The 20,208-nt window shown below is 63.5% G+C and carries 17 protein-coding genes; 3 read left to right on the top strand and 14 right to left on the bottom strand.

Annotation, left to right across the window (positions count from 1 at the left end; translation table 11 throughout):
- Nucleotides 1–131: 131 nt before the first annotated feature.
- From DWW03_RS13060 to hisG, 14 genes are all read right to left on the bottom strand, one after another.
- On the bottom strand, nucleotides 132–1,718 hold the full coding sequence (locus tag DWW03_RS13060; protein WP_118406840.1) for a PKD-like family lipoprotein: 1,587 nt from the start codon (nucleotides 1,716–1,718) through the stop codon (nucleotides 132–134).
- A 13-nt stretch (nucleotides 1,719–1,731) separates the two neighbouring features.
- Nucleotides 1,732–2,529, bottom strand: a complete 798-nt coding sequence (locus DWW03_RS13055) for a DUF4843 domain-containing protein (RefSeq protein WP_118406839.1) — start codon at nucleotides 2,527–2,529, stop codon at nucleotides 1,732–1,734.
- Nucleotides 2,530–2,554: 25 nt separating this feature from the next.
- Nucleotides 2,555–4,096 (bottom strand): RagB/SusD family nutrient uptake outer membrane protein, encoded by a 1,542-nt coding sequence (locus DWW03_RS13050; RefSeq protein ID WP_022061673.1) that lies wholly within the window; start codon nucleotides 4,094–4,096, stop codon nucleotides 2,555–2,557.
- A 17-nt stretch (nucleotides 4,097–4,113) separates the two neighbouring features.
- Nucleotides 4,114–7,500: a SusC/RagA family TonB-linked outer membrane protein gene (locus DWW03_RS13045; RefSeq protein WP_022061672.1), complete on the bottom strand. Its 3,387-nt coding sequence runs from the start codon at nucleotides 7,498–7,500 to the stop codon at nucleotides 4,114–4,116.
- A 62-nt stretch (nucleotides 7,501–7,562) separates the two neighbouring features.
- A complete protein-coding gene (locus DWW03_RS13040) occupies nucleotides 7,563–8,744 on the bottom strand; it encodes a FecR family protein (RefSeq protein WP_118406837.1) in 1,182 nt (393 codons plus the stop codon).
- 239 nt (nucleotides 8,745–8,983) lie between these two features.
- Nucleotides 8,984–9,502 carry a sigma-70 family RNA polymerase sigma factor gene (locus DWW03_RS13035; protein WP_022061371.1) on the bottom strand — a complete coding sequence of 173 codons (519 nt, stop codon included), beginning with the start codon at nucleotides 9,500–9,502 and terminating at the stop codon, nucleotides 8,984–8,986.
- Nucleotides 9,503–9,633: 131 nt separating this feature from the next.
- Nucleotides 9,634–10,254, bottom strand: coding sequence for a bifunctional phosphoribosyl-AMP cyclohydrolase/phosphoribosyl-ATP diphosphatase HisIE (gene hisIE / locus DWW03_RS13030; protein ID WP_015548084.1), 621 nt, complete (start codon nucleotides 10,252–10,254; stop codon nucleotides 9,634–9,636).
- Nucleotides 10,255–10,261: 7 nt separating this feature from the next.
- Nucleotides 10,262–11,014, bottom strand: a complete 753-nt coding sequence (gene hisF / locus DWW03_RS13025; RefSeq protein WP_022061372.1) for an imidazole glycerol phosphate synthase subunit HisF — start codon at nucleotides 11,012–11,014, stop codon at nucleotides 10,262–10,264.
- The gene (gene hisA, locus DWW03_RS13020; protein WP_118406835.1) at nucleotides 10,996–11,724 is read right to left on the bottom strand and encodes a 1-(5-phosphoribosyl)-5-[(5-phosphoribosylamino)methylideneamino]imidazole-4-carboxamide isomerase; all 729 of its coding nucleotides are present in this window, start codon (nucleotides 11,722–11,724) and stop codon (nucleotides 10,996–10,998) included. The genes hisF and hisA overlap by 19 nt, the downstream gene beginning before the upstream one ends.
- 4 nt (nucleotides 11,725–11,728) lie before the next feature.
- A complete protein-coding gene (gene hisH / locus DWW03_RS13015; protein ID WP_015548081.1) occupies nucleotides 11,729–12,325 on the bottom strand; it encodes an imidazole glycerol phosphate synthase subunit HisH in 597 nt (198 codons plus the stop codon).
- Nucleotides 12,322–13,449, bottom strand: coding sequence for a bifunctional histidinol-phosphatase/imidazoleglycerol-phosphate dehydratase HisB (hisB, locus tag DWW03_RS13010; RefSeq protein ID WP_118406834.1), 1,128 nt, complete (start codon nucleotides 13,447–13,449; stop codon nucleotides 12,322–12,324). The genes hisH and hisB overlap by 4 nt, the downstream gene beginning before the upstream one ends.
- Nucleotides 13,446–14,480 carry a histidinol-phosphate transaminase gene (hisC, locus tag DWW03_RS13005; protein WP_118406833.1) on the bottom strand — a complete coding sequence of 345 codons (1,035 nt, stop codon included), beginning with the start codon at nucleotides 14,478–14,480 and terminating at the stop codon, nucleotides 13,446–13,448. Before hisC ends, hisB begins: the two co-directional genes overlap by 4 nt.
- Nucleotides 14,477–15,772 (bottom strand): histidinol dehydrogenase, encoded by a 1,296-nt coding sequence (gene hisD, locus DWW03_RS13000; RefSeq protein ID WP_118406832.1) that lies wholly within the window; start codon nucleotides 15,770–15,772, stop codon nucleotides 14,477–14,479. The genes hisC and hisD overlap by 4 nt, the downstream gene beginning before the upstream one ends.
- 15 nt (nucleotides 15,773–15,787) lie before the next feature.
- A complete protein-coding gene (gene hisG, locus DWW03_RS12995) occupies nucleotides 15,788–16,639 on the bottom strand; it encodes an ATP phosphoribosyltransferase (RefSeq protein WP_015548078.1) in 852 nt (283 codons plus the stop codon).
- 460 nt (nucleotides 16,640–17,099) lie between these two features.
- On the opposite strand from hisG, the gene DWW03_RS12990 reads away from it, so the two are divergent.
- From DWW03_RS12990 to DWW03_RS12980, 3 genes are all read left to right on the top strand, one after another.
- On the top strand, nucleotides 17,100–17,654 hold the full coding sequence (locus tag DWW03_RS12990) for a helix-turn-helix domain-containing protein (RefSeq protein WP_022061378.1): 555 nt from the start codon (nucleotides 17,100–17,102) through the stop codon (nucleotides 17,652–17,654).
- Nucleotides 17,655–17,661: 7 nt separating this feature from the next.
- Nucleotides 17,662–19,320 carry an AMP-binding protein gene (locus DWW03_RS12985; RefSeq protein ID WP_015548077.1) on the top strand — a complete coding sequence of 553 codons (1,659 nt, stop codon included), beginning with the start codon at nucleotides 17,662–17,664 and terminating at the stop codon, nucleotides 19,318–19,320.
- A gap of 167 nt (nucleotides 19,321–19,487) precedes the next feature.
- Nucleotides 19,488–20,111 (top strand): RNA polymerase sigma-70 factor, encoded by a 624-nt coding sequence (locus tag DWW03_RS12980; protein ID WP_044054615.1) that lies wholly within the window; start codon nucleotides 19,488–19,490, stop codon nucleotides 20,109–20,111.
- Nucleotides 20,112–20,208: the final 97 nt, after the last annotated feature.

Genomic DNA, 20,208 nt, shown 5'->3' with positions numbered 1-20,208 from the left:
TTTTTGTTTTGGGCGGTTTCCGCCGCTTTTCGGGGGTGAAACCGAGGCAAATATAATCAAAAAAGTAAAAAAATGCCGCAGACGCTCTGAAAATATCTGCGGCATGGGGCGTGTTTCGACGCCGGTGCGGGCTACTTGTAAAGCCCGGCGACGGTGAAGTCGAGTATCTTGCCGAAGCCGTCGAACACCAGCGCGTTCGGCTGGTCGAGCTGTCCGCTGCCGAAGTTGATCTGCGGCACGACGTGTATCTTGTCGTTCCCGTCGTCCTTCGAGGTGACCACCGTCACCGCGCGGCTGCTCCATGCCAGCGAGGCGTTGCTCGGAAGGGTCGACGAGCCGTCGTAGTTCTCCATGGCGTAGTAGCCTTGCAGGTAGAGGCGGGCCAGGGTGATGTGCTCGCCCGCAGGGGCCGTGAAGACGGGCGCCGGGTCGAAATTGACGCTGCCCGTCGTGAAGATCACCTTGTAGATGGCGCTGCGGGTGGCGATGTAGAGGATCGGGTCGAATCGCGAGAAGACGAAGCTCACGGCTTCGGCGATGAGGGCGTTGGCCTCCGCCGGGATTTCGTAGATCAGCTTGGCGGCGGGTGCGCCGGCCGAAGCGGAGTAGTTGCCGAAGGTGTAGAGCGCATGGTTGCCGTCGGCTTTCCGCATCAGCAGGGTGTGGGTGGCGTTGTCGATGCTGATGCCGCCCGCGATGCACCGCAGGCCGGGGGCGTTCCCCGGGTCGAAGGGCGACGAACCCACGCTGCCGCAGGCGTAGAACGTCTGGTTGTAGCCGTAGCAGAACTTGCCCTGTTCCCGGTCGTAGAAGATCGTGCTGGGTTTGCGGGTGCTGCCCGGAGCGGAGTGGGCCGAAACGACGCCGTTGTCGACGGTCATGGTTTCGGTTCCGCTGACGGGCGTCGAGATCCGGCCGCGGCTGAGCAGCGTTTCGTAAATGTCGCCGTCGTTGAGGATCATCGTGCACTGGTAGGTGTTGAGCAGGCTCCGGATGTCGAGCTTTCCGGGCAGGTAGACGAACGCATCCTCCTTATGGCCCAGGATTTCGTAATAATCGGTCTCCACGCGCATCAGGTCGTCGTCGGTCGACACCCAGAGGATGTTTTTCTTGTCGGTTTTGTCGTAGGTGTAGAGCATGTGGGTGACCGCCGAGGGGAACGGACTGCCGTTGCGCCGGCTGATCAGCTCCTTTTCGACGGTTCCCTGCTCCGCGCCCGAGTAGGTCTCGGTCAGCTGCGGGTGCATGATCAGTCCCAGGTCCGAGGTGGTTCCGTCCTTGGTGTAGGCCACCACAAGCCCTTCGTTGAATTGGGCCGTCACGATGAGCGTCCACTTGTACTGGTACTTCAGGTCGTGGGCGGTGTCGGTGACCGTCAGCAGGAACAGGTAGCCTTTCGAGGAGATCGGCAGGTCGATCACTTCGTGGAACTCGCGCGTCGTGGCGAGCGAAATCGCCTCCGAGTCGTTGTCGGTCTGACTCACCGTCCATTCGTAGGTAAGCTCCTCGGGATTCTCCCGGCCGTCTTTGGTGATGCGGATGCCCGTGATGTCGAGCCGTGCGTTGTGCACCACCGTCAGCTGCGAGGCGATGGCTTCCGGCACTTCGATCTCCACGGGCGGGATATGGGTGGTCTGCAACGTGCTTTTGTCGTCGTAGCACGACGCGGCGAGCAGGCCCCAGCCTGCCAGCAACAGATATAGGGTGTGTTTTCTCATGGTCGTTCGTCGTTTACTTGGTGCGGATCGTTACCTCCCGGCCCTTCATGGAGCCTGATTCGTGGATGCGTTTTTGCCCGGGGTTGGCGGCCTTCCATTCGTCGTACCAGGCCTGTGCCCTGGCGCGCCAGGCGTCGATGTAGTCGCTGTAATCGGGTCCCCAGTCGGGGAACACCTCCCAGCCGAAGATGTCCAGCAGCAGCTGGTGGCCGGCCTGGCTGTAAGCCTCCGTCGACGAGCTGCCCGAAGATGCCTCCGATTCGATGAAGGCGTTGTAGGTGGACCACTGCTTGGTCGTCGCGGGCCGCGGCAGCATGTTGTGCCACGAGACGTTGGCTTTCAGGTAGAGGTCCGGTCCCACCCGGAGGTCGGGCGAATCGGTCAGGCAGAGCGTCAGTTCGCGCTGCTGCGTGTCGAGTTCGGCCGATTTGGCGACCTCGATGCGGATGGCGCCGTAGGTCTTCCCGGCCGGAACCTCCGCGCCGAGGATTTCGTACTGCCCGGGCTGCGCCGTGGTTCCCTCTTCGAGAACGCGGACGCCGATTTTCCGGTCGGAGCCGGAGGCCCCGCCGATGAGTTTCACCGGGACCTCGATCACCGCCTCGGCGACCCCTTCGGGCTGCTGCTTGAAGGTCATCGAGGCGTAGAACGTGCTGTCGGAATTCGAGTATCCGGGATATTCGGCCGTTTCGTTGGGCGCAGCCCCCGGGAAGCAGACCCTTCCCTGCGACATGTCGTAGCGTGTCGGGTCGTCCTTTTCGCAGCCGGCCGTCGTCGCCGCGGCCAGCAGTATGCAGATCAGTTTTTTCATGCTTCTCAATAATTAATCGTTCGACTTACTGTACGCGTCCCGACTGTATTTCGAAATCGGGGTAGGGCAGCATGTAGACGGCGTCGTCGATGACCTTGCTGCCGCTCATCACATCGCTCTGGCGGGGCAGTTTCTCGTAGCCCAGCCGCTTGTAGAAATAGAAGACCACGCCTTCGCAGATGAACTCCTTGCGGTACTCCTTTTCGAGCTGGGCCATCAGGCCCGCCTCGTCGAGGTCGGCATCCAGTTCTTCGTAGACCGCGCGGGCCTTGCGCACCTCCTGCAACAGGCTGCGGGCTTCGCCGAGGTCCTTGTCCGGACCGGAGATGCGGCACTCGGCGGCGATGTAGTACATCTCCGGCAGGCGGATCAGCGGCATCAGGTCCTTGTGGCGGTAGTCGGCGCCCGTCGAGGTCTGCTGATAGAGCTTCGAAGGGGTCTTGGTCCCCTCGGGCCAGTAGTCGGTGTTGTGGTAGAGCTGTTTGTAGCGGCAGTCGGAGATGCCGGCGCCCTTGATTTCGAAAAGATCGTCGGCGACCGAGTTCTTGATGCACAGCGTGCGGTACTGGCGGTCCTGTTCCGAATATTCGCGGTTGAGGTTGCTTGCGATCTTCTTGGCCATGTCCGTGACGCCGAGCGCGAAGATATGTTCGCTCGGGAAGCACATCTCGGTCGTGGGGGCCTTGGCGGAGTCGGTGAACGTGCGCAGCGTCAGCCCGCCGGCGATTCCGACCGATGCCGGGTCGTCGATCACTTCGAGGGCGGCCAGCAACGCGGTGTGTTTGTTTTCGTCGCTGCCTTCCCACATGCAGACGCGCGCCAGCAGGGCCTTGACGGCGAAGTAGTTCAGGTGCATGTAGCGGTAATCGTAGAATTTGTCGACGTTGGCTTCGGTATAGATGCTTTCGGGATACCTGGCCCGGATGGGGTCGATCTCCAGCAGGCGGGCGGCCTCCGTGAGGTCGGCGATCATGCGGCGGAGCGTTTCGGCGTAGGTCAGCTGCGGCGCCGCGTCCTTGTCGACGCTCGTCAGGTAGGGGACCGTGTGACGGCTCTCCAGGTCGGTGCGTCCGGCCAGGTCGCTGCACCCGAACAGGCGTATCAGGTCGAAGTGGATGTAGGCCCTCACGGCGAGCAGTTCGCCCTTGATGATGCGGTAGTTGACCGAGTCGAGTCCGTCCTTCCGGCGGTCGATGTGGTCGAGGGCGTCGTTGACGTTGGCGATCACCGAGTAGGATTTCTCCCAGACCTTTTCGATCACTTCGGTGGATTTCGTGGTTTTGTAGTTGTAGCGGTCGAGGTCGTAGTCGTCCGCGGCGGTGTTCTTGCGGGCGTCGTACTGGCGGCCCAGCATTTCGACCATGTGCCACGTCAGGTTTTCGCCGTAGAGGTCGGTTTCGCCCATGGCGAGGTAGCAGCCGATGAGCGTCTGCTGGAAGCCTTCGGCCGAGGAGTAGTGGTCCTCGGCGCGGATTTCCGACGGGGGCGTCACGTCGAGCCAGCTCTCGCACGAGACGGCTGCGAGGGCTGCGGCGGACAGAAGGAGGTATTTGATGCTGTTTTTCATGGCTTCGGTGGTTTGTGTTAGAAGGTTCCGGTCAGCTGGAGCGACATGCTCCGTGCGAAGGGATAGGTCGTGCCGCGCTCGATGCGGATCGACGAGAGCGTGGCGATGTTGTTCATGTAAAAGGCCAGCTTGAGCCGCTTGAGGCGGATTTTGCTGATCAGCCGCGGGTTGAACTCGTAATAGAGGCTCAGCGACGAGAACGTCAGCTCGTTGTTGTCCTGCACGAAGCGCGTCGTGGCCCGGGTCTTTTCGTCGTGCTGCTTGCCGTTTTCGTCGGTGTAGGAGCCGAGTTTCTTGAACATGGCGTTCTGGCCCGGAGTCTGCCAGCGGCCGTAGAGCACGCGGCGGTCGACGTTGTAGTGGATGTCGACGTTCTCGACCTTGTTGACCAGCGTGGTGTTGTACCGCTGCCCGCCGCCGAGGAAGGTGCAGGTGGCGCTTAACCCGAAGCCCTTGTATTCGGCCGCGAAGCCGAAGTTGCCGCGGTACTTGGGGTCGCTGATGCCGGCCACGACCTGATCCTGCGCGTCGTACTCGTAGGTCAGCGTGCCGTCCTTCCTGACGTAGATTTCCTGACCCGTCGTGGGGTCGATGCCCAGCGACGGCACGGCCCAGATGGCGTTCATCGGCATTCCGTCCTGATAGATCAGCACGGGCGTCGAGTTGCTCTTGTCCTGCGCCTGGGCCATCATCTTTTCGTTGTAGGCCTTGAGGCTTTCGGAGAGGTTGATGATGATGTTCTTGTTATAGGCGATCGAGCCGAAGAGGTTGAAAAAGCCCTGTTTGCCCTGCCAGAGCGTATAGCTCAATTTGGCCTCGATGCCGCGGTTGCGGACCTTGCCCAGGTTGTCCTTCACGGTGTCGAAACCCGTGGAGATGGGGATTGCCACGTCGGTGAGCATGTTCTCGGTCACCGAGTTGTAGTAGTCGAAGGCGATCGTTGCGCGGTGGATCGTAATGTCGGCGCCCACGTTGTAGTCCATGCGCTGTTCCCATTTGAGGGCGGGGTTGGGCATCTTCGAGAGGTAGGCGCCCGTCTGTCCGTGGTAGGTGGCCCCGGTGTAGTAGAGATAGGTGGCCAGCACTTCGTTGGTGTCGTAGTTCTGGTTGCCCGTCAGTCCGGCCGAGGCGCGGATCTTGAATTGTTTCAAAACGTCCTGATCGCGCAGGAAGGGTTCGTTGTGGAGGTTCCACGCCACGCTGGCGCTCCATGCCGACGACCAGCGGTTGTCGGCGCCGTAGAGCGACGAGGCGCTTTCGCGGAACGTGAGGTCGACGTTGTAACGGTCGTCGTAGCTGTACGACGCGGTTCCCAGGAAACTGATTTCGCGCGTGATCGACGAGATGCCGACGGGCTTTTTGTCCTGGGCGTACTGCCGGGCGAAGGTGATGTCGGCCGTCTGGCTGTTGGGGAATCCCTCGGCGTAGTGCTGGTAGGCGCTGTACGTGTTTTCGGCGATCCGGCCGCCGGCGTTGACGTAGAGGTAGTGTCTGCCCCAGTTTTTGGCGTAGTTGGCGTAGATTTCGCCCGAAATGTCGCTGCTCTTGCCGTTGTCGAGCTGGTAGGAGCCTTTGCGCAGCTGCATGCTCGTGCTTTCGTAGGCCGAGGTGGCGAATTTCGAATGCTTGGCCGGATAGAATTCGTCGGCGTCGCTGCGCTTTACGGCGATGCCGAGGCGGGCGGTGAGTTTCAGCGCCTCGGTGGCCTGCCATTCGGCGTAGAAGTTGTCCGTCACGCTGGTGTAGGTCTCGCGGTCGAGCGTTCCGAGCGTGGCGTCGTACATCGGGTTGGCCACTTCGTCGTAGGCCCAGCGGGCGATCTGGCCCGTCTGGGGATCGACGGCGCTCCAGTAAGGATTCATCCGGGCGTAGTCCCCGAAATCGCCCCACGGCGAGTTGTCGCTCCTGGTGTTGCTGACGCTCAATATGTTGCGGAACAGGAAGTTTTTCTTGCGGTACGAAACGTTCACGTCGCCCGAGAGCACCGTGCGCTCCGAACCCTTCATCACGCCCGCCACGTTGTTGTACGAGAAGTCGATCATCGCCCGCAGCTTGCGGCTGTCGCCCAGTTCGACCGAGAGGGTGTGTTTGTGGCCGACGCCCGTGCGCAGGGGTTTTGCGAGCCAGTAGGTGTCCAGTCCGCCGAGCACCTGCGCTTTGAGTGCGTTGTAGCGTTTGGTGAGATCCACCTGCGTCTGGGGATTCGCCGAGGTGTAGACGCCCTCGATGCGCTCGGCCTCGAGCTTCTCCCAGGCGTTGCAGAGGTTGTAGCTCGTCAGGTCGGGCATCGACACCTCGATGCTTCCGGTGTAGGTCACCAGCTCCTGATTGCCGGCCAGGCGTTTGGTCTCGATGACGATGACGCCGTTGGCGGCCTTCGAGCCGTAGAGCGCCTTGGCCGCGGCGTCCTTGAGGATGGTGATGCTCTCGATACGGGTCATGTCCATGTCCATCACCTTCTCGGCCGTGGTTTCGAACCCGTCGAGGATGAACAGCGGCTGGTTGGGGCGGTTCTGGTAGTTGCCCTTGATATTGACGCCCGTGGATTCCGAGGGGAAGGTGGTGATACCGCGCAGCTGCATGTCCGGCAGCGTGTTGGGGTCGGAGCCCATCAGCGTGTTGTCCATGATGTAGAGCGATGGCTCGATGTTTTTCAGGCTCTCGAAGACGTTGCGGTTACTCACGCGGGCCAGCTGGCCCGACGTGATGGTCGTGGCCGAACCCGTGTAGCTCTCCTTCTTGCGGGTGAAGATGCCGGTCACCACGACGTTTTCGATCTCCTGTTCGTCCTGCACCAGCCTGACCAGTCTGGTCTGTGCCGAGGGAAGCGTTTGCGAGACGTAGCCGATGTGGGAGAAGATCAGGTTGTCGCGGCCCTCGGGCATGCGGATCGAGAATCCGCCGTCGGACCCCGACACGACTCCCGTGGCGGTCCCCTGGATCAGGATGTTCACGCCCACGAGCGGCGCGCCGGCCGTGTCCGTCACACGTCCGCTGACGACCTTGTCCGGGGCTTTCTGCGGGGCGGAGGCGTTCCCCCCCCCGCTTCGGCCACGGATCACGATCGTGTCGTCGTCGATCGAGTATTCGAGCCGCGTGCCGCGCAGCGCTTCGTCGAGCACTTCGCGCACCGGGGCGTCGGCCTTGCTGAAGGAGATGCCGCCGATTCCCCGCACGGCGTCGCTATTATAGAGGATGTAATATCCCGTCTGCTGTTTGATCCGTTGGAGAACTTCGGCCAGCGACGCGTTGCGGAACGATACGGAGATGCGTTCCCTGCGCTGCTGGTAGGCTTCGCTCGCCGTCGCCTGCCGGGGCGCGCCCCAGACGGAAATCGCCAGCAGCCACATGCACACGGCAAGCCATGGCCTTCGGTGCGATACTGATAGGTAAAGTTTCCTCATAATAGCTGTGTTTTAAGTGACACGAATGCCGCCCCGTCGGGCGGCTTCCCAACTAACCGGCATCAATCGTCGTCACGGTCGATGCAGAGCACGATCTTCCCCTCCTCGACATCGGCGCGTATCTGATCGGTGCGCGCCAGCAGACGGGCCATTTCGGCAAAGGTTTCGTAGCGTTTCACGACGCCCGTGTAGCGCACCTTGTCGGCGTCGACGCCCCGCGGGACGATCTCCACGCCGTACCAGCGCGAGAGTTTGCGGCATATCGAGGCGATCGTCTCGTCGTTGAAGGTGAACAGTCCCCGGGTCCAGGCGGCGTAATCTTCGGCGGCGACCTGCCGCACGTCGAAGATAGCCCCTTCGCGCCCCACGCGGGCCTGCTGGCCCGGCTGGAGCATTGCGCGGCGGTGTCCGCTCCGCACCTCGACGCTGCCCCTCACGAGCGTGGTCTCGATCGCGCCCTCGTCGGCGTAGGACGAGATGTTGAACGCCGTGCCGTAGACGCTTACGGAAACCGTGTCGGCGTGGACCACGAACCGCCGCGAGGCGTCGTGCGCCACGTCGAAGTAGGCTTCGCCCGTCACGGTTACCTCGCGCGGCCCGTCGCCGAAGCGGACCGGGAAGACGAGGCTCGACTCGGAGTTGAGCCATACCTGCGTGCCGTCCGAGAGGCGGAGCGAGAACTCCTTGCCGCGCGGTACGGTGACGGTGTTCGTCATCGGAATCTCCTGCTCGGCCTCCACCTTGTGGTAGGCCAGCTCCTCGCCGGCGATCTCGAGGCGCGTGCCGTCCTGTTCGACGAGCATCCGCCGCCCGCCCGCTTCGAGCGCGACGTTCTCGCCCGACGAAAGGGTCAGCACGGCGCCCCGTACCCCGGGCGTCAGCTGCTCGATGTAAGCCTGCCGTGCGAGCCGTTCGGCCCGGCGGCCGAGCGTCCACCAGCCGCCGCCGGCCAGCAGCGCCGCCACGGCGGCGACCGCCGCGTATTTCCGGGCCGTGGCAGCCAGCATGCGCATCCGGCGCCTGCGGGCCGCCTTGCGGATGTTGCCCCATACGCGCTGTTCGTCGTAGCCGTATATCCGGCCCAGCAGCGGAAGGTTCTCCGCCGACTCCTCCAGCAGTTCCGCCAACTCCCGGTTCTGCGGCGAGCGGTCGAGCCACTCCCGGAGGATCGCCAGTTCCTCTTCGGTGGCGGTTCCCTCGAGGCGGGCTTTGAGTATTTCTTTGATCTGGTTTTCGAAACTCATGTCGTTTTCCGTGTTTTCAGGTTGGTCGGTGCGGCCGGAAACAACGTTTCCTATGGAATAGACCGAAAAAACGAACGCCGGACATACAATGCCGGCGTTTTTTTGTGAAAAATTTGCAGATGGGTTACGGATTGTAACACAAAAGCGGAATCGGGATTTCGTCCTTTCGGTGCGGCGGGGCGAAATCGGGTCGGATTAAAATCGGATTCGGGGGGGGGCGGACTCCGGCTGTCCGGGACCTAAAAAAGCGTGAGGAAGAACATCGACATTTTGCGCAGGGCTTTGAACGAGCGCGACATGTGGGTCTTCACGGTGTGGAGCGAGAGCGAAAGCAGGCGGGCCGTCTCGACGTAGCTTTTGTGCTCGATGCAGATCATCTTGAAGATGCGGCGTCCCTGTTCGGGCAGCGCCTCGATCCGGCGGTAGATGGCCGCAATCTGCTCGATCATAGCCTGTTCGTCGCCGGGGGCGTTCTCTTCGGCGGCCAGGCGCACCGTCTCCTTCGAGTTGATGTCGTAGAAGCGGTTCTTCATCCGGGCGTGCAGGTGGTCGAGCGCCGCGTTGCGCACGCAGCGGTAGAGATAGCTCTCCTTCTGGCGGATCTGGCTGAAATCGACGTCGAGCAGCGCGATGAAGACCTCCTGCACGATGTCCTCGGCTTCGTGTGCCGAACCGACGATGCGTTCGGCATAGAGCGTCGCCAGCCGGAAATGTTGGCGGAACAGGGCTTCGTATTCGGATGTGATTACGGTTTTCATGCAGTCTTTGACGCTGATGCTGACGGTGTTCGATTGCAAAAATAAGCGCTTCGGGCGAAAAAGGCAAACAATTCGTTACATTCTTTCGCCAGAAGCGGCTTTTTCGGGTGTCGGAACGCTTCCGGGAGGGGTCAGGAGTGCCTGCGCGCCAACTCTTTTTCGAGGTCGGCGATCGAGCATCCGGTGGCTTCGAGCAGCACGAGCAGGTGGTAGACGAGGTCCGAAGCCTCGTAGATCATCGCCTCGCGGTTCTGGGCCACGGCCTCGATGACGGTCTCCACAGCCTCCTCGCCGACCTTCTGCGCGATCTTGTTCACGCCGCGGTTGAAGAGCTTCGAGGTGTAGGAGCCTTCGGGCATCTCGGCGTGACGTCCCCGGATGACGCTTTGCAGGTAGCGGATGAAACCTTCGGTTTCGGGCACGGCCTCTCCGAAGCAGGTTTTCGACCCCGTGTGGCAGGTCGGGCCGTGGGGGATGACGCGGATGAGCAGCGTGTCGCAGTCGCAGTCGGCGGCCACCGACACGATGTCGAGCCAGTTGCCGCTGGTCTCGCCCTTGGTCCAGAGACGCTGGCGCGAGCGGCTGTAAAACGTGACGCGGCCTTCGGCGAGGCTTTTTTCATAGGCTTCGCGGTTCATGTAGCCCAGCATGAGGACCTGGAGGGTGCGGTCGTCCTGAATGACGGCGGGGACGAGTCCGCCGGGGAGTTTTGCGGCGTCGAACGCCGAAAACGGTTTTCCTTCGATTTTCATAGTGGTTTTATAATCTGACGTTTATGTTGCGTTTCTTCAACTCCCGCTTCAATACGAGGATCGGAATCTCGTTGTAATGGAAGATGCTGGCGGCCAGCGCCGCGTCGGCACGGCCGAGGGTCAGCACGTCGGCGATGTGGTCCGCCGTGCCCGCGCCGCCCGAGGCGATGATCGGGACGGGCAGTTCCGCCAGCCGCGCGAAGGTGTCGCACGGGTAGCCGTTCTTCGTGCCGTCGTGGTCCATCGAGGTGAAGAGGATTTCGCCCGCGCCGCGGTCGGCGGCCTCGGCGGCCCAGGCGAAGAGTTCGCGCTGGGTGGGGCGCCGGCCTCCGTGGGTCGTGACGACCCAGCGGCCGTCGACGGTCCGGGCGTCGATGGCCGCGACGACGAACTGCGAGCCGTATCTGGCGGCGATAGCGTCGATCAGTGCGGGGTTAGCCACGGCGGCGCTGTTAAGGGTGATCTTGTCGGCTCCGGCGTCGAGCAGCCTGGAGGCGTCGTCGACCGACGAGATGCCGCCTCCGACGGTGAACGGGATGTCGATGCGCGCGGCGATGCGCGCGACCAGCTCCGTGAAGGTGCGGCGTCCCTCCTCCGAGGCGCTGATGTCGAGGTAGACCAGTTCGTCGGCCCCTTCGGCGGCGTATTTCGCACCCAGCTCCACGGGATCGCCGACCTGGCGCAGTCCCACGAAGTTGATGCCCTTGACGGTCTGTCCGTCGCGGATGTCGAGGCAGGGGATTATGCGTTTGGCAAGCATCGCGCGAGGTCTTTGAGGGTGATGCGCCCTTCGTAGAGGGCTTTGCCGACGATGACGCTCCGCAGGCCCTGCCGGTCTAACTCTTCGATGTCCGACATCGAAGAGATGCCGCCGCTGACGGTGATCTCCACCGTCGGGAAGCGGCCTTGCAGGTCGGCGTAGAAGGCTGCCGAGGGGCCGCAGAGCATGCCGTCGCGGGAGATGTCGGTGCAGATAACCTGCGTAAGCCCCTGCGGAATGAATCGCCCGATCAGCTCGGGGGCCGAGAGCGTCGAACTTTCCAGCCAGCCCTCGATGGCCACCGCGCCGTTGCGGACGTCGGCCCCGAGGATCAGCCGCCCGGGGTCGAACTCCGCGAGCCATGCGGCGAAAAGGTCGGGCCGGCGGACGGCGACGCTGCCGCAGATGGCGCGGCGCGCTCCGGCGTCGAAGACGCTGTGCAGGGCCTCGCGGTTCTTGATGCCTCCGCCGTACTGCACTTCGAGCGAGGTCCGCGCGGCGATGCGTTCCAGCACGGCGAGGTTGCGCGGCTCCGAGGCCTTCGCGCCGTCGAGGTCGACCATGTGCAGGCGGCGGATGCCCGCCTCCTCGAAGCGGAACGCCGCTTCGAGCGGGTCGCGGTAGTAGGTCTTCCGGCTGGCGTAGTCGCCCTGCGTGAGGCGCACGCACTGGCCGCCGATGATGTCCGTTGCGGGTATGATTTCGATCATGGTGTCAGAGGTTTAGAAAATTGAGTAAAATCCGCGCGCCCGCCGCACCGCTTTTTTCGGGGTGGAACTGCGTGCCGAAGAAGTTGCCGCTCCCGAGCGCCGCGCTGAACGGGCGACCGTAGTCGGTCGTGGCGATGGTTGCGGCGCAGGGTTCGGCGGCGAAGGAGTGGACGTAATATACATAGGTCTCCCCGGCCGTTTCGTCGAACAGCGGCGAGCGGAGCGAGGTGATCGTGTCCCAGCCCACGTGGGGGACTTTGAGCCGCGCGCCGTCGGCCGCCGTGGCCGGAAGCCGCAGGACCTGCGTCGGGAAGATGCCCATGCAGCGGGCGTCGCCCTCCTCGCTCGAAAGGCACATCAGCTGCATGCCGATGCAGATGCCCAGGACGGGCTGCGTGAGCGAGGGGATCACCGTGTCGAGTCCCCGCTCGCGGAGCTGCGACATGGCCGACGAGGCCTCGCCGACTCCCGGGAGGATCACTTTGTCGGCCCCGCGCAGCAGGGCGGGATCGGCCGTGAGCGTGAATTCGGCCCCTGCGCGGCGGAGGGCGTCGGCAACCGACCGCAGGTTGCCCGTGGCGTAATCGACGACGGCTATCATAGGACTCCTTTGCTGCTGGGGACGGTGTAATCGAAAGGGATGTGCGCCACGGCCATGCGCAGGGCGCGGGCGAAGGCCTTGAAGACGGCTTCGGCCTTGTGGTGGTCGTTGTCGCCGTGGGCCGAGATTTGGAGGTTGCACCGCGCGGCGCATGCGAACGAGTGGAAGAAGTGGCGGAACATTTCGGTCGGAACGTCGCCGACCCGCTCGCGGCGGAACGAGGCGTCCCACTCGAAGTCGATGCGGCCCCCGAAGTCGAGCAGCGCCAGCGCCCGGCAGTCGTCCATCGGCAGGGCGAAGCCGTAGCGGGCTATCCCGGCCTTCGCGCCCAGCGCGCGGTCGACGGCCTCGCCCAGCGTGATGGCCACGTCCTCCATCGTGTGGTGTTCGTCGATGTCCAGATCGCCCCGCGCGTCGACGGCCAGCGCGACGCCGCCGTGGTGGGCGATCTGCGCGAGCATGTGGTCCAGAAAGCGCAGGCCCGTGGAGATTTGGCCGTTGAAATCCCCGCGGCCGTCGAGGTCGAGGCGGACGGTGATCTGCGTCTCGCGGGTCTCGCGCCGGATTTCGGCCCGGCGTTCGCCGCGGCGGATGAATTCGGCGATTTCGCTCCACGAGTCGGTGATCAGCGCACAGGCGTCGGCGGCGCCGGCTTCCTCCAGCGTCCGCAGCCCTTCGGCGGGGGGAGCGAGCAGGATGCCCCGCGCCCCGAGGTTGCGGGCCAGCAGGATGTCGGTCGCGCGGTCGCCGATGACGTAGCTCGCCGCGAGGTCGTATTCGCCGCCCGTGTAGCGGCCGAACATCCCTGTCCGGGGTTTGCGCGTGGGGGCGGCGTCGGCCTCGAACGTGCGGTCGATCAGCTGGTCGTCGAACGCGACGCCCTCGCCGCCGAGCGTCGCGAGCATTTTGTTATGCGCCGGCCAAAAGGTATCCTCGGGGAAGGACGGGGTGCCGAGCCCGTCCTGGTTGGTGGCCAGCACGAGGTCGAACCCGAGGCCCGTGAGCGCCTTCAGGGCGGAGATGGCTCCGGGCACGAACGCGAGTTTTTCGAGGCTGTCGATCTGTTCGTCGGCGGGTTCGGCGATGATCGTGCCGTCGCGGTCGATGAAGAGGGCTTTTTTCATAATCGGAAGTTTTTGACGGTTTCTATCATCCGGGCGTTCTCCGCGGGGGTTCCGACGGTGATGCGCAGGCATCCTTCGCAGCCCGGGATGCGCGAGCGGTTGCGGACGATGACCCCGGCCGAGATCAGCGCGTCGTACATGCGGTCGGGATCGGGGGTGCGGACCAGGATGAAATTGGCATCCGAAGGGTAGACCCGCCCGATGGCGGGGCAGGCTGCGAGCTGCGGCGCGAGCCGGTCGCGCTCGGCGCGGATTTCGGCCACCTGCGGGGCGATGTCTTCGGTGAGCCGTTCGGCGACGGCCTGTTGTGCGAGGCTGTTGATGTTGTAGGGATATTTCACGCGTGCGAAAAGTCCGGCGACGGCTTCCGACGCGAATGCCAGTCCGAGGCGAAGCCCCGCCATGCCCCACGCCTTCGAGAGGGTTTGCAGGACGATGAGGTTCCCGAATTCGCCGAGGCGTGCGAGGAATCCCGGCCCGGCGGTGAAGTCGATGTAGGCTTCGTCGAGGACGACCATGCCGTCGAATTCGCGGAGCAGCCGTTCGATGCCGGCCGCCGGGAAGGCGTTGCCCGTGGGGTTGTTCGGGGAGCAGAGCCACAGCAGACGGGTGCGCTCGTCGGCGGCCGCCAGCAGGGCGTCGGTCGGAAGCGAGAAGTCCGCGCCGAGCGGGACCTCGCGCATCTCGACGTCGTTGATGTCGGCGGCGACGCGGTACATGCCGTAGGTCGGGGCGATCGAAACGGCGTTGTCGACGCCCGGACGGCAGAAGATGCGGTAGCAGAGGTCGATGGCCTCGTCGCTGCCGTTGCCGATGAAGACCTGTTCTTCGCGCACGCCTTTCAGCGCGGCGATCTTCTGTTTGAGGAGCTTCTGATGCGGGTCGGGGTAGCGGTTGACACCGTTGTCGTAGGGGTTTTCGTTGGCGTCGAGCCACGTCGTGATCTCTCCGCCGGAAAACTCGTCGCGGGCCGTGGAGTAGGGTTTCAACGTCCGGATGTTGGGGCGCACCAGTTCTTCGAGCGGTCTCACAGCACACCTCCTTTCATGCGGACGCGCACGGCGGCGGCGTGCGCCCCGAGACCCTCGGCCTCGGCCATGGCGATGACGGTCGGGGAGAGGGCCGCAAGCCCCTTGCGCGAGAGTTCCTGATAGGTGATCTTGCGCAGGAACGAGTCGGTGTTCACGCCGCTGTAAGCCCGCGCCCAGCCGCCCGTGGGCAGCGTGTGGTTGGTTCCCGAGGCGTAATCCCCGGCGCTTTCGGGCGACCAGGGGCCGATGAAGACGCTTCCGGCGGCGGTGATCTGCGCCGCGACGTCCCAGGCGTCGCGCATCGAGATGATCAGGTGCTCGGGGGCGTAGGCGTTGGCGAAGCCGATCATCTTTTCGCGGCTGTCGAGGACCACGATGCGGCTCTGGCGCAGTGCCTCGCGGATGGTCTCGCCGCGGCGCAGTTGGAGCAGCTGTTCGCCGACGGCCCGCTGGGTGTCGCGGGCGAACTCCACCGACGGGCAGACCAGCACCGCCTGGCTGTCGCCTCCGTGTTCGGCCTGCGACAGCAGGTCGGCGGCGGCGAAGGCGGGCGACGCTTCGTCGTCGGCCAGCACCAGCACCTCCGAGGGCCCGGCGGGCAGGTCGACGGCCACGTCGTTGGCGCCGACCAGTTGCTTGGCCTTGGTGACATAGCGGTTGCCGGGACCGAAAATCTTGTCGACGCGCGGGATGCTCTCCGTGCCGTAGGCCATGGCCGCCACGGCCTGCGCCCCGCCGACGGAGAAGATGCGGTCGACGCCGCACAGATCGGCGGCATAGAGGATTTCGGGGGCTATCGTGCCGTCGGGGCGCGCGGGGGTGCAGAGGATGACCTCCCCGCAGCCGGCGACGCGGGCCGGGACGGCCAGCATCAGCACCGTGGAGAAGAGCGGCGCCTTGCCGCCCGGGATGTAAAGGCCCACGCGGCGGATCGGCACGGCGCGCTGCACGCACCGGACGCCCGGCATCGTCTCGATGTCGACCTCGGGCGGCAGCTGGGCGCGGTGGAAGGTCTCGATGTTCGCTTTCGCGGCGGCGAGGGCCTCTTTCAGCGCGGCGGGGATGAGCGCGGCGGCTGCGGCGCGCACGTCGGCCGGAATTTCGAACGTCCGGGGATCGCGCCCCTCGACGCGGCGGGTGACTTCGCGCAGCGAGCGGTCGCCGCCGGATTTTACGTCGGCGAGGATTTCGGTCACCTGTCGCGTGATCTCCTCCTCTTCCCGGGTGAAGCGCTCGGTGAGGGCGGCCCACTCGGCGCGTTCGGGATTGTTGTGGATTTTCAGAATTTCCATGACGGTTCCGGATTTTTAGCGGATCATGTTTTCGAGTGCCAGGATCAGGATGCCTTCGGCCCCGATCTCCTTGAGCCGTTCGATGCGCTCCCACAACTGGTCCTGGGAGATGACGGCGTGGATCGAGCACCACCCCTCCTGCGCCAGCGGCAGCACCGTCGGGCTGCGCATGCCGGGGAGTATCCGGATGGCGTCGCCGAGCCGCTCCTTGGGGAGGTTCATCAGCACGTATTTCATGCCGCGGCTGTCGAGGATCGAGTTGAGGCGGAAGGTCAGCTGCTCCGTTTCGCGGCGCTTGTCGCTGTCAAGCCCCGGGCAGGCGATGAGCACCGCCTCGGAAAAGAGGACCTTCTCGACCTCGACCAGCCCGTTGGAGATGAGCGTGCCGCCCGAGGAGACGATGTCGAAGATGCCGTCGGCCATGCCTACCGCCGGGGCGATCTCCACGGAGCCTTCGATGGTGTGGATCTCGGCCTCGATCCCCTTCTCGGCGAAGTAGCGGGCGAGGATGTTGGGGTAGGAGGTGGCGACGCGCCGGCCGCGGAAGAACGCGAGGCCTTCGTAGGCGGTCGTTTTGGGTACGGCCAGCGAGAGGCGGCAGCCTCCGAACCCGAGGTCCATGATCTGCTCGACGGGGAAACCCTTCTCGGCGACCTCGTTCAGCCCCACGATGCCCAGGTCGGCGACCCCCATCGAGACGGCCTGCGGGATGTCGTCGTCGCGCAGGTAGAGGACTTCCAGCGGAAACCCTTCCGCGCGGGAGATGAGTTTGCGCTTGCTCTCGGCAACGCGGATGCCTGCTTCGGAAAGCAGGTCGATGCTCTGTTCGTTCAGTCGGCCCTTGGCCTGGATGGCTATTCGTAACATATTCGGTGTGTGTTTGATTGTTTGCTTCTTTCGGACACCCACCTGCGGTTCGGCACGCAAAAAAGCCCACCCGCAGGGGGTGAGCTTCATGTATTCTATAATAACCTGTTACATATACATAATCGACCTACCCCTCGGTAAAGTGGTGATGGTGATGATGGATATGGTTGAAAATCGTCATTCGTCCGGTTGTTGGAGGCAAATATAGGGTTTCTGCGGGAAAAAACAAAATCCGGCCCGGATTTTTTTGCATCCGGCGGATTGATTATAGCCGCCGCAGGCGCGCGGAAGGGAAACGGAGCGCGAAGTTGCGGTTTTTAAGAGTTTTTAGTATATTTACGGCCTGCATCCAGTGAAAACGGCCCGTGCGGTGCGCAGGGGCCGTATGGGCGGCCTTCCGGATTGTAACCTGTTCGTCCGGGACCCGCAGCGCGGACCTTTCATTTAAAACGAAAAGACAATGTGTGACCCTATTCAGTCGATTGCGACCCGTTTGCGCGGGCTGCGCGAAGCGCTTGAACTGACCCAGGAGGAGGTGGCTGCGAGCTGCAACCTTCCGGTCGGACAGTACAGGGAGATGGAGAGCGGCACGGCCGATTTTTCGGTGAACGTGCTGCAAACCATATCCCGCCATTACGGGATCAGTCTCGATGTGCTGATGTTCGGCGAGGAGCCGAAGATGAACGCCTATTTCATCACCCGCGCCGGAAAGGGCGTGTCGGTCGAACGGCAGAAGGCCTACAAGTACGAGGCGTTGGCGGCGGGATTCCGCGACCGGAAGATCGACCCCTTCATCGTGACGGTCGAGCCGGCTGCGGACGACGCCCCGATGCACCTGAACTGCCACCCCGGGCAGGAGATGAACTACGTGCTGGAGGGCCGCCTGCTGATCGGGCTGAACGGCAAGGAGATCGTGCTGAACACGGGCGACAGCCTCTATTTCGATTCGGGCCTGCCGCACGGGATGAAAGCCCTCGACGGCAAAACGGTGCGGTTTCTGGCCATAATAATGTAACGGCAGCATGGTAGAGCGATTTTTATCCCAGACCTCCTTCGTCTCGCAGGAGGATTACCGGAAGAACCTGCACATACGGGTTCCGGAGAATTTCAATTTCGGCTACGACGTGGTGGACGCATACGCCGCCGAGCAGCCCGGCAAGGAGGCGCTGCTGTGGACCGACGACCAGGGCGCCGAAATCCGGTTCACCTTTGCCGACATCAAGCGCGAAAGCGACCGCACGGCCTCGTATTTCCAGAGCCTCGGCATCGGAAAGGGCGATGTGGTGATGCTGATCCTCAAGCGCCGCTACGAGTTCTGGTTCTCGATTCTGGCGCTGCACAAGCTGGGCGCGGTGGTGATCCCGGCGACCCACCTGCTGACCAAAAAGGACGTTGTCTACCGCTGCAATACGGCCGGGATCAAGGCCATCGTCGCGGCGGGCGAGCGGGTGATCACCGATCACATCGCGGCGGCCATGCCCGAAAGCCCCACCACCGAACTGCTCGTCAGCGTGGGTCCCGAGGTCCCCGAAGGGTTTCTCGATTTCCACGCCGGCATCGAAAAGGCGGCTCCTTTCGTGCGCCCGGAGCGGGTGAACGCCAACGACGACGTGATGATGATGTATTTCACCTCGGGGACGACCGGCGAGCCGAAGATGGTGGCCCACGACTTCACCTATCCGCTGGGGCATATCACCACGGGGCTGCTGTGGCACAACCTCCACGAAGGCAGCCTGCACCTGACGATCGCCGACACGGGGTGGGCCAAGGCCGCGTGGGGCAAACTCTACGGGCAGTGGCTGGCCGGGGCCTGCCTGTTCGTCTACGACCATGAGAAGTTCACGCCCGCGGACATGCTGCGCAAGATCGAGCAGTACCGCATCACGTCGCTGTGCGCGCCTCCGACGGTCTACCGCTTCCTGATCCGCGAGGATCTCACCAAATACGACCTCTCGTCGCTGGAGTACTGCACCACGGCGGGCGAGGCGCTGAACGGAGCCGTGTACGACACCTTCCTGCGCCTGACGGGCATCCGTCTGATGGAGGGCTTCGGGCAGACCGAGACGACGCTGACGCTGGCCACGTTCCCGTGGATGAAGTCCAAACCCGGGAGCATGGGCGTCCCCAATCCCCAGTACCGGATCGACCTGGTGACCCCCGACGGCCGTTCGGCCGAGGACGGCGAGCAGGGGCAGATCGTGATCCGCACCGACGGGGGCAAGCCCCTCGGTCTGTTCAAGGGTTACTACCTGAACGATGAGCTGACCCGCGAGGCGTGGCACGACGGGGTGTATTATACGGGCGACGTGGCGTGGCGCGACGAGGACGGCTACTACTGGTTCGTGGGGCGTGCCGACGACGTGATCAAGAGTTCGGGCTACCGCATCGGTCCGTTCGAGGTGGAGAGCGCCCTGATGACCCACCCGGCGGTGGTGGAGTGCGCCATTACGGGCGTTCCCGACGAGATTCGCGGCCAGGTCGTCAAGGCGACGATCGTGCTCGCCGAGGCCTACCGCGGGCAGGCCGGGGAGGCGCTCGTCAGGGAGTTGCAGGACCATGTGAAGCGCATCACGGCTCCTTATAAATACCCGCGCGTGATCGAGTTCGTGGAGTCGCTGCCCAAGACCATCAGCGGCAAGATCCGCCGCAAGGAGATCCGCAGCGGCGACGAAGGGAAATAATCCGGCCGCAGGCCGGCGGGGAGAGGGACCGTGCGGAGGGCGCGGTCCCTCTCTCTCTTTGCGGCTGCCGCTCCGGGGCCGCGTCGCGGGATTTTAACGGAACCGTATATTGCGGTTCTGAAAAAGTTTCCTAATTTTGTCTTGTGAAAGCCTGAACATGCCCGGACGTGGAGAAGAAAAAAGAACTTGAGAATTTGCTTGTTTCCGTAAGCGAGAACGACGATTACGCTTTCCGGGTTTTCTATGATCTCTATTACCGGAGCGTTTTCCGGTTCGCCTACTATTTTCTGCGCAACAGGGAGGCCTGCGGCGAGGTCGTGAGCAACGTCTTCGTCGCCGTCTGGAAGTCCCGCGTCGCGCTGCGGAGGATCGAAAACATCGACGCCTACCTCTACGTCGTCGCGCGCAACGAGGCGAACCGGTATCTGAAGGAGTCCCGTACGCGCCGCCGCTGCCTCTCGTTCGAGGAGATTCCCATCTCGCTGATCGACCGAAATTCCCCCCCCCACAGCGAAGACGCTCCCGATAGCCGGTTGATAGAGGCCGAAGTCGAGGAGCTGGTGCGCCGTCTCATAAACGATTTGCCCGAACGCTGCCGCACGGTGTTTCTGCTCAACCGGCAGGAGGGGCTGTCGTCGCGCGAGATCGCCGAGGCGCTGTCGCTCTCCGAGAGCACGGTGCGGGTCCAGATCAAGATCGCCGTCGACAGGATCGTGGCCGGCATACGCACGCATTATCCCGACCTGAAGCTGGTTTCCCTGCTGCTGTTCCTCTTCACGGCGCGTTTCTGACGCCTGCCGGAATGAAAAAAATGAAAAAAAGCCGCGGTTCCCTTAAACGGAACCGCGGCTTTCGCACTCTATATGTGTATACGACCAAAAAGGAGAA

Origin of the sequence: Alistipes sp. AF14-19 (assembly GCF_003461645.1) — a bacterium.
In the GTDB taxonomy this organism is placed as follows: Bacteria; Bacteroidota; Bacteroidia; order Bacteroidales; family Rikenellaceae; genus Alistipes; species Alistipes shahii.
This window is presented reverse-complemented; position numbering and strand designations above follow the sequence as displayed.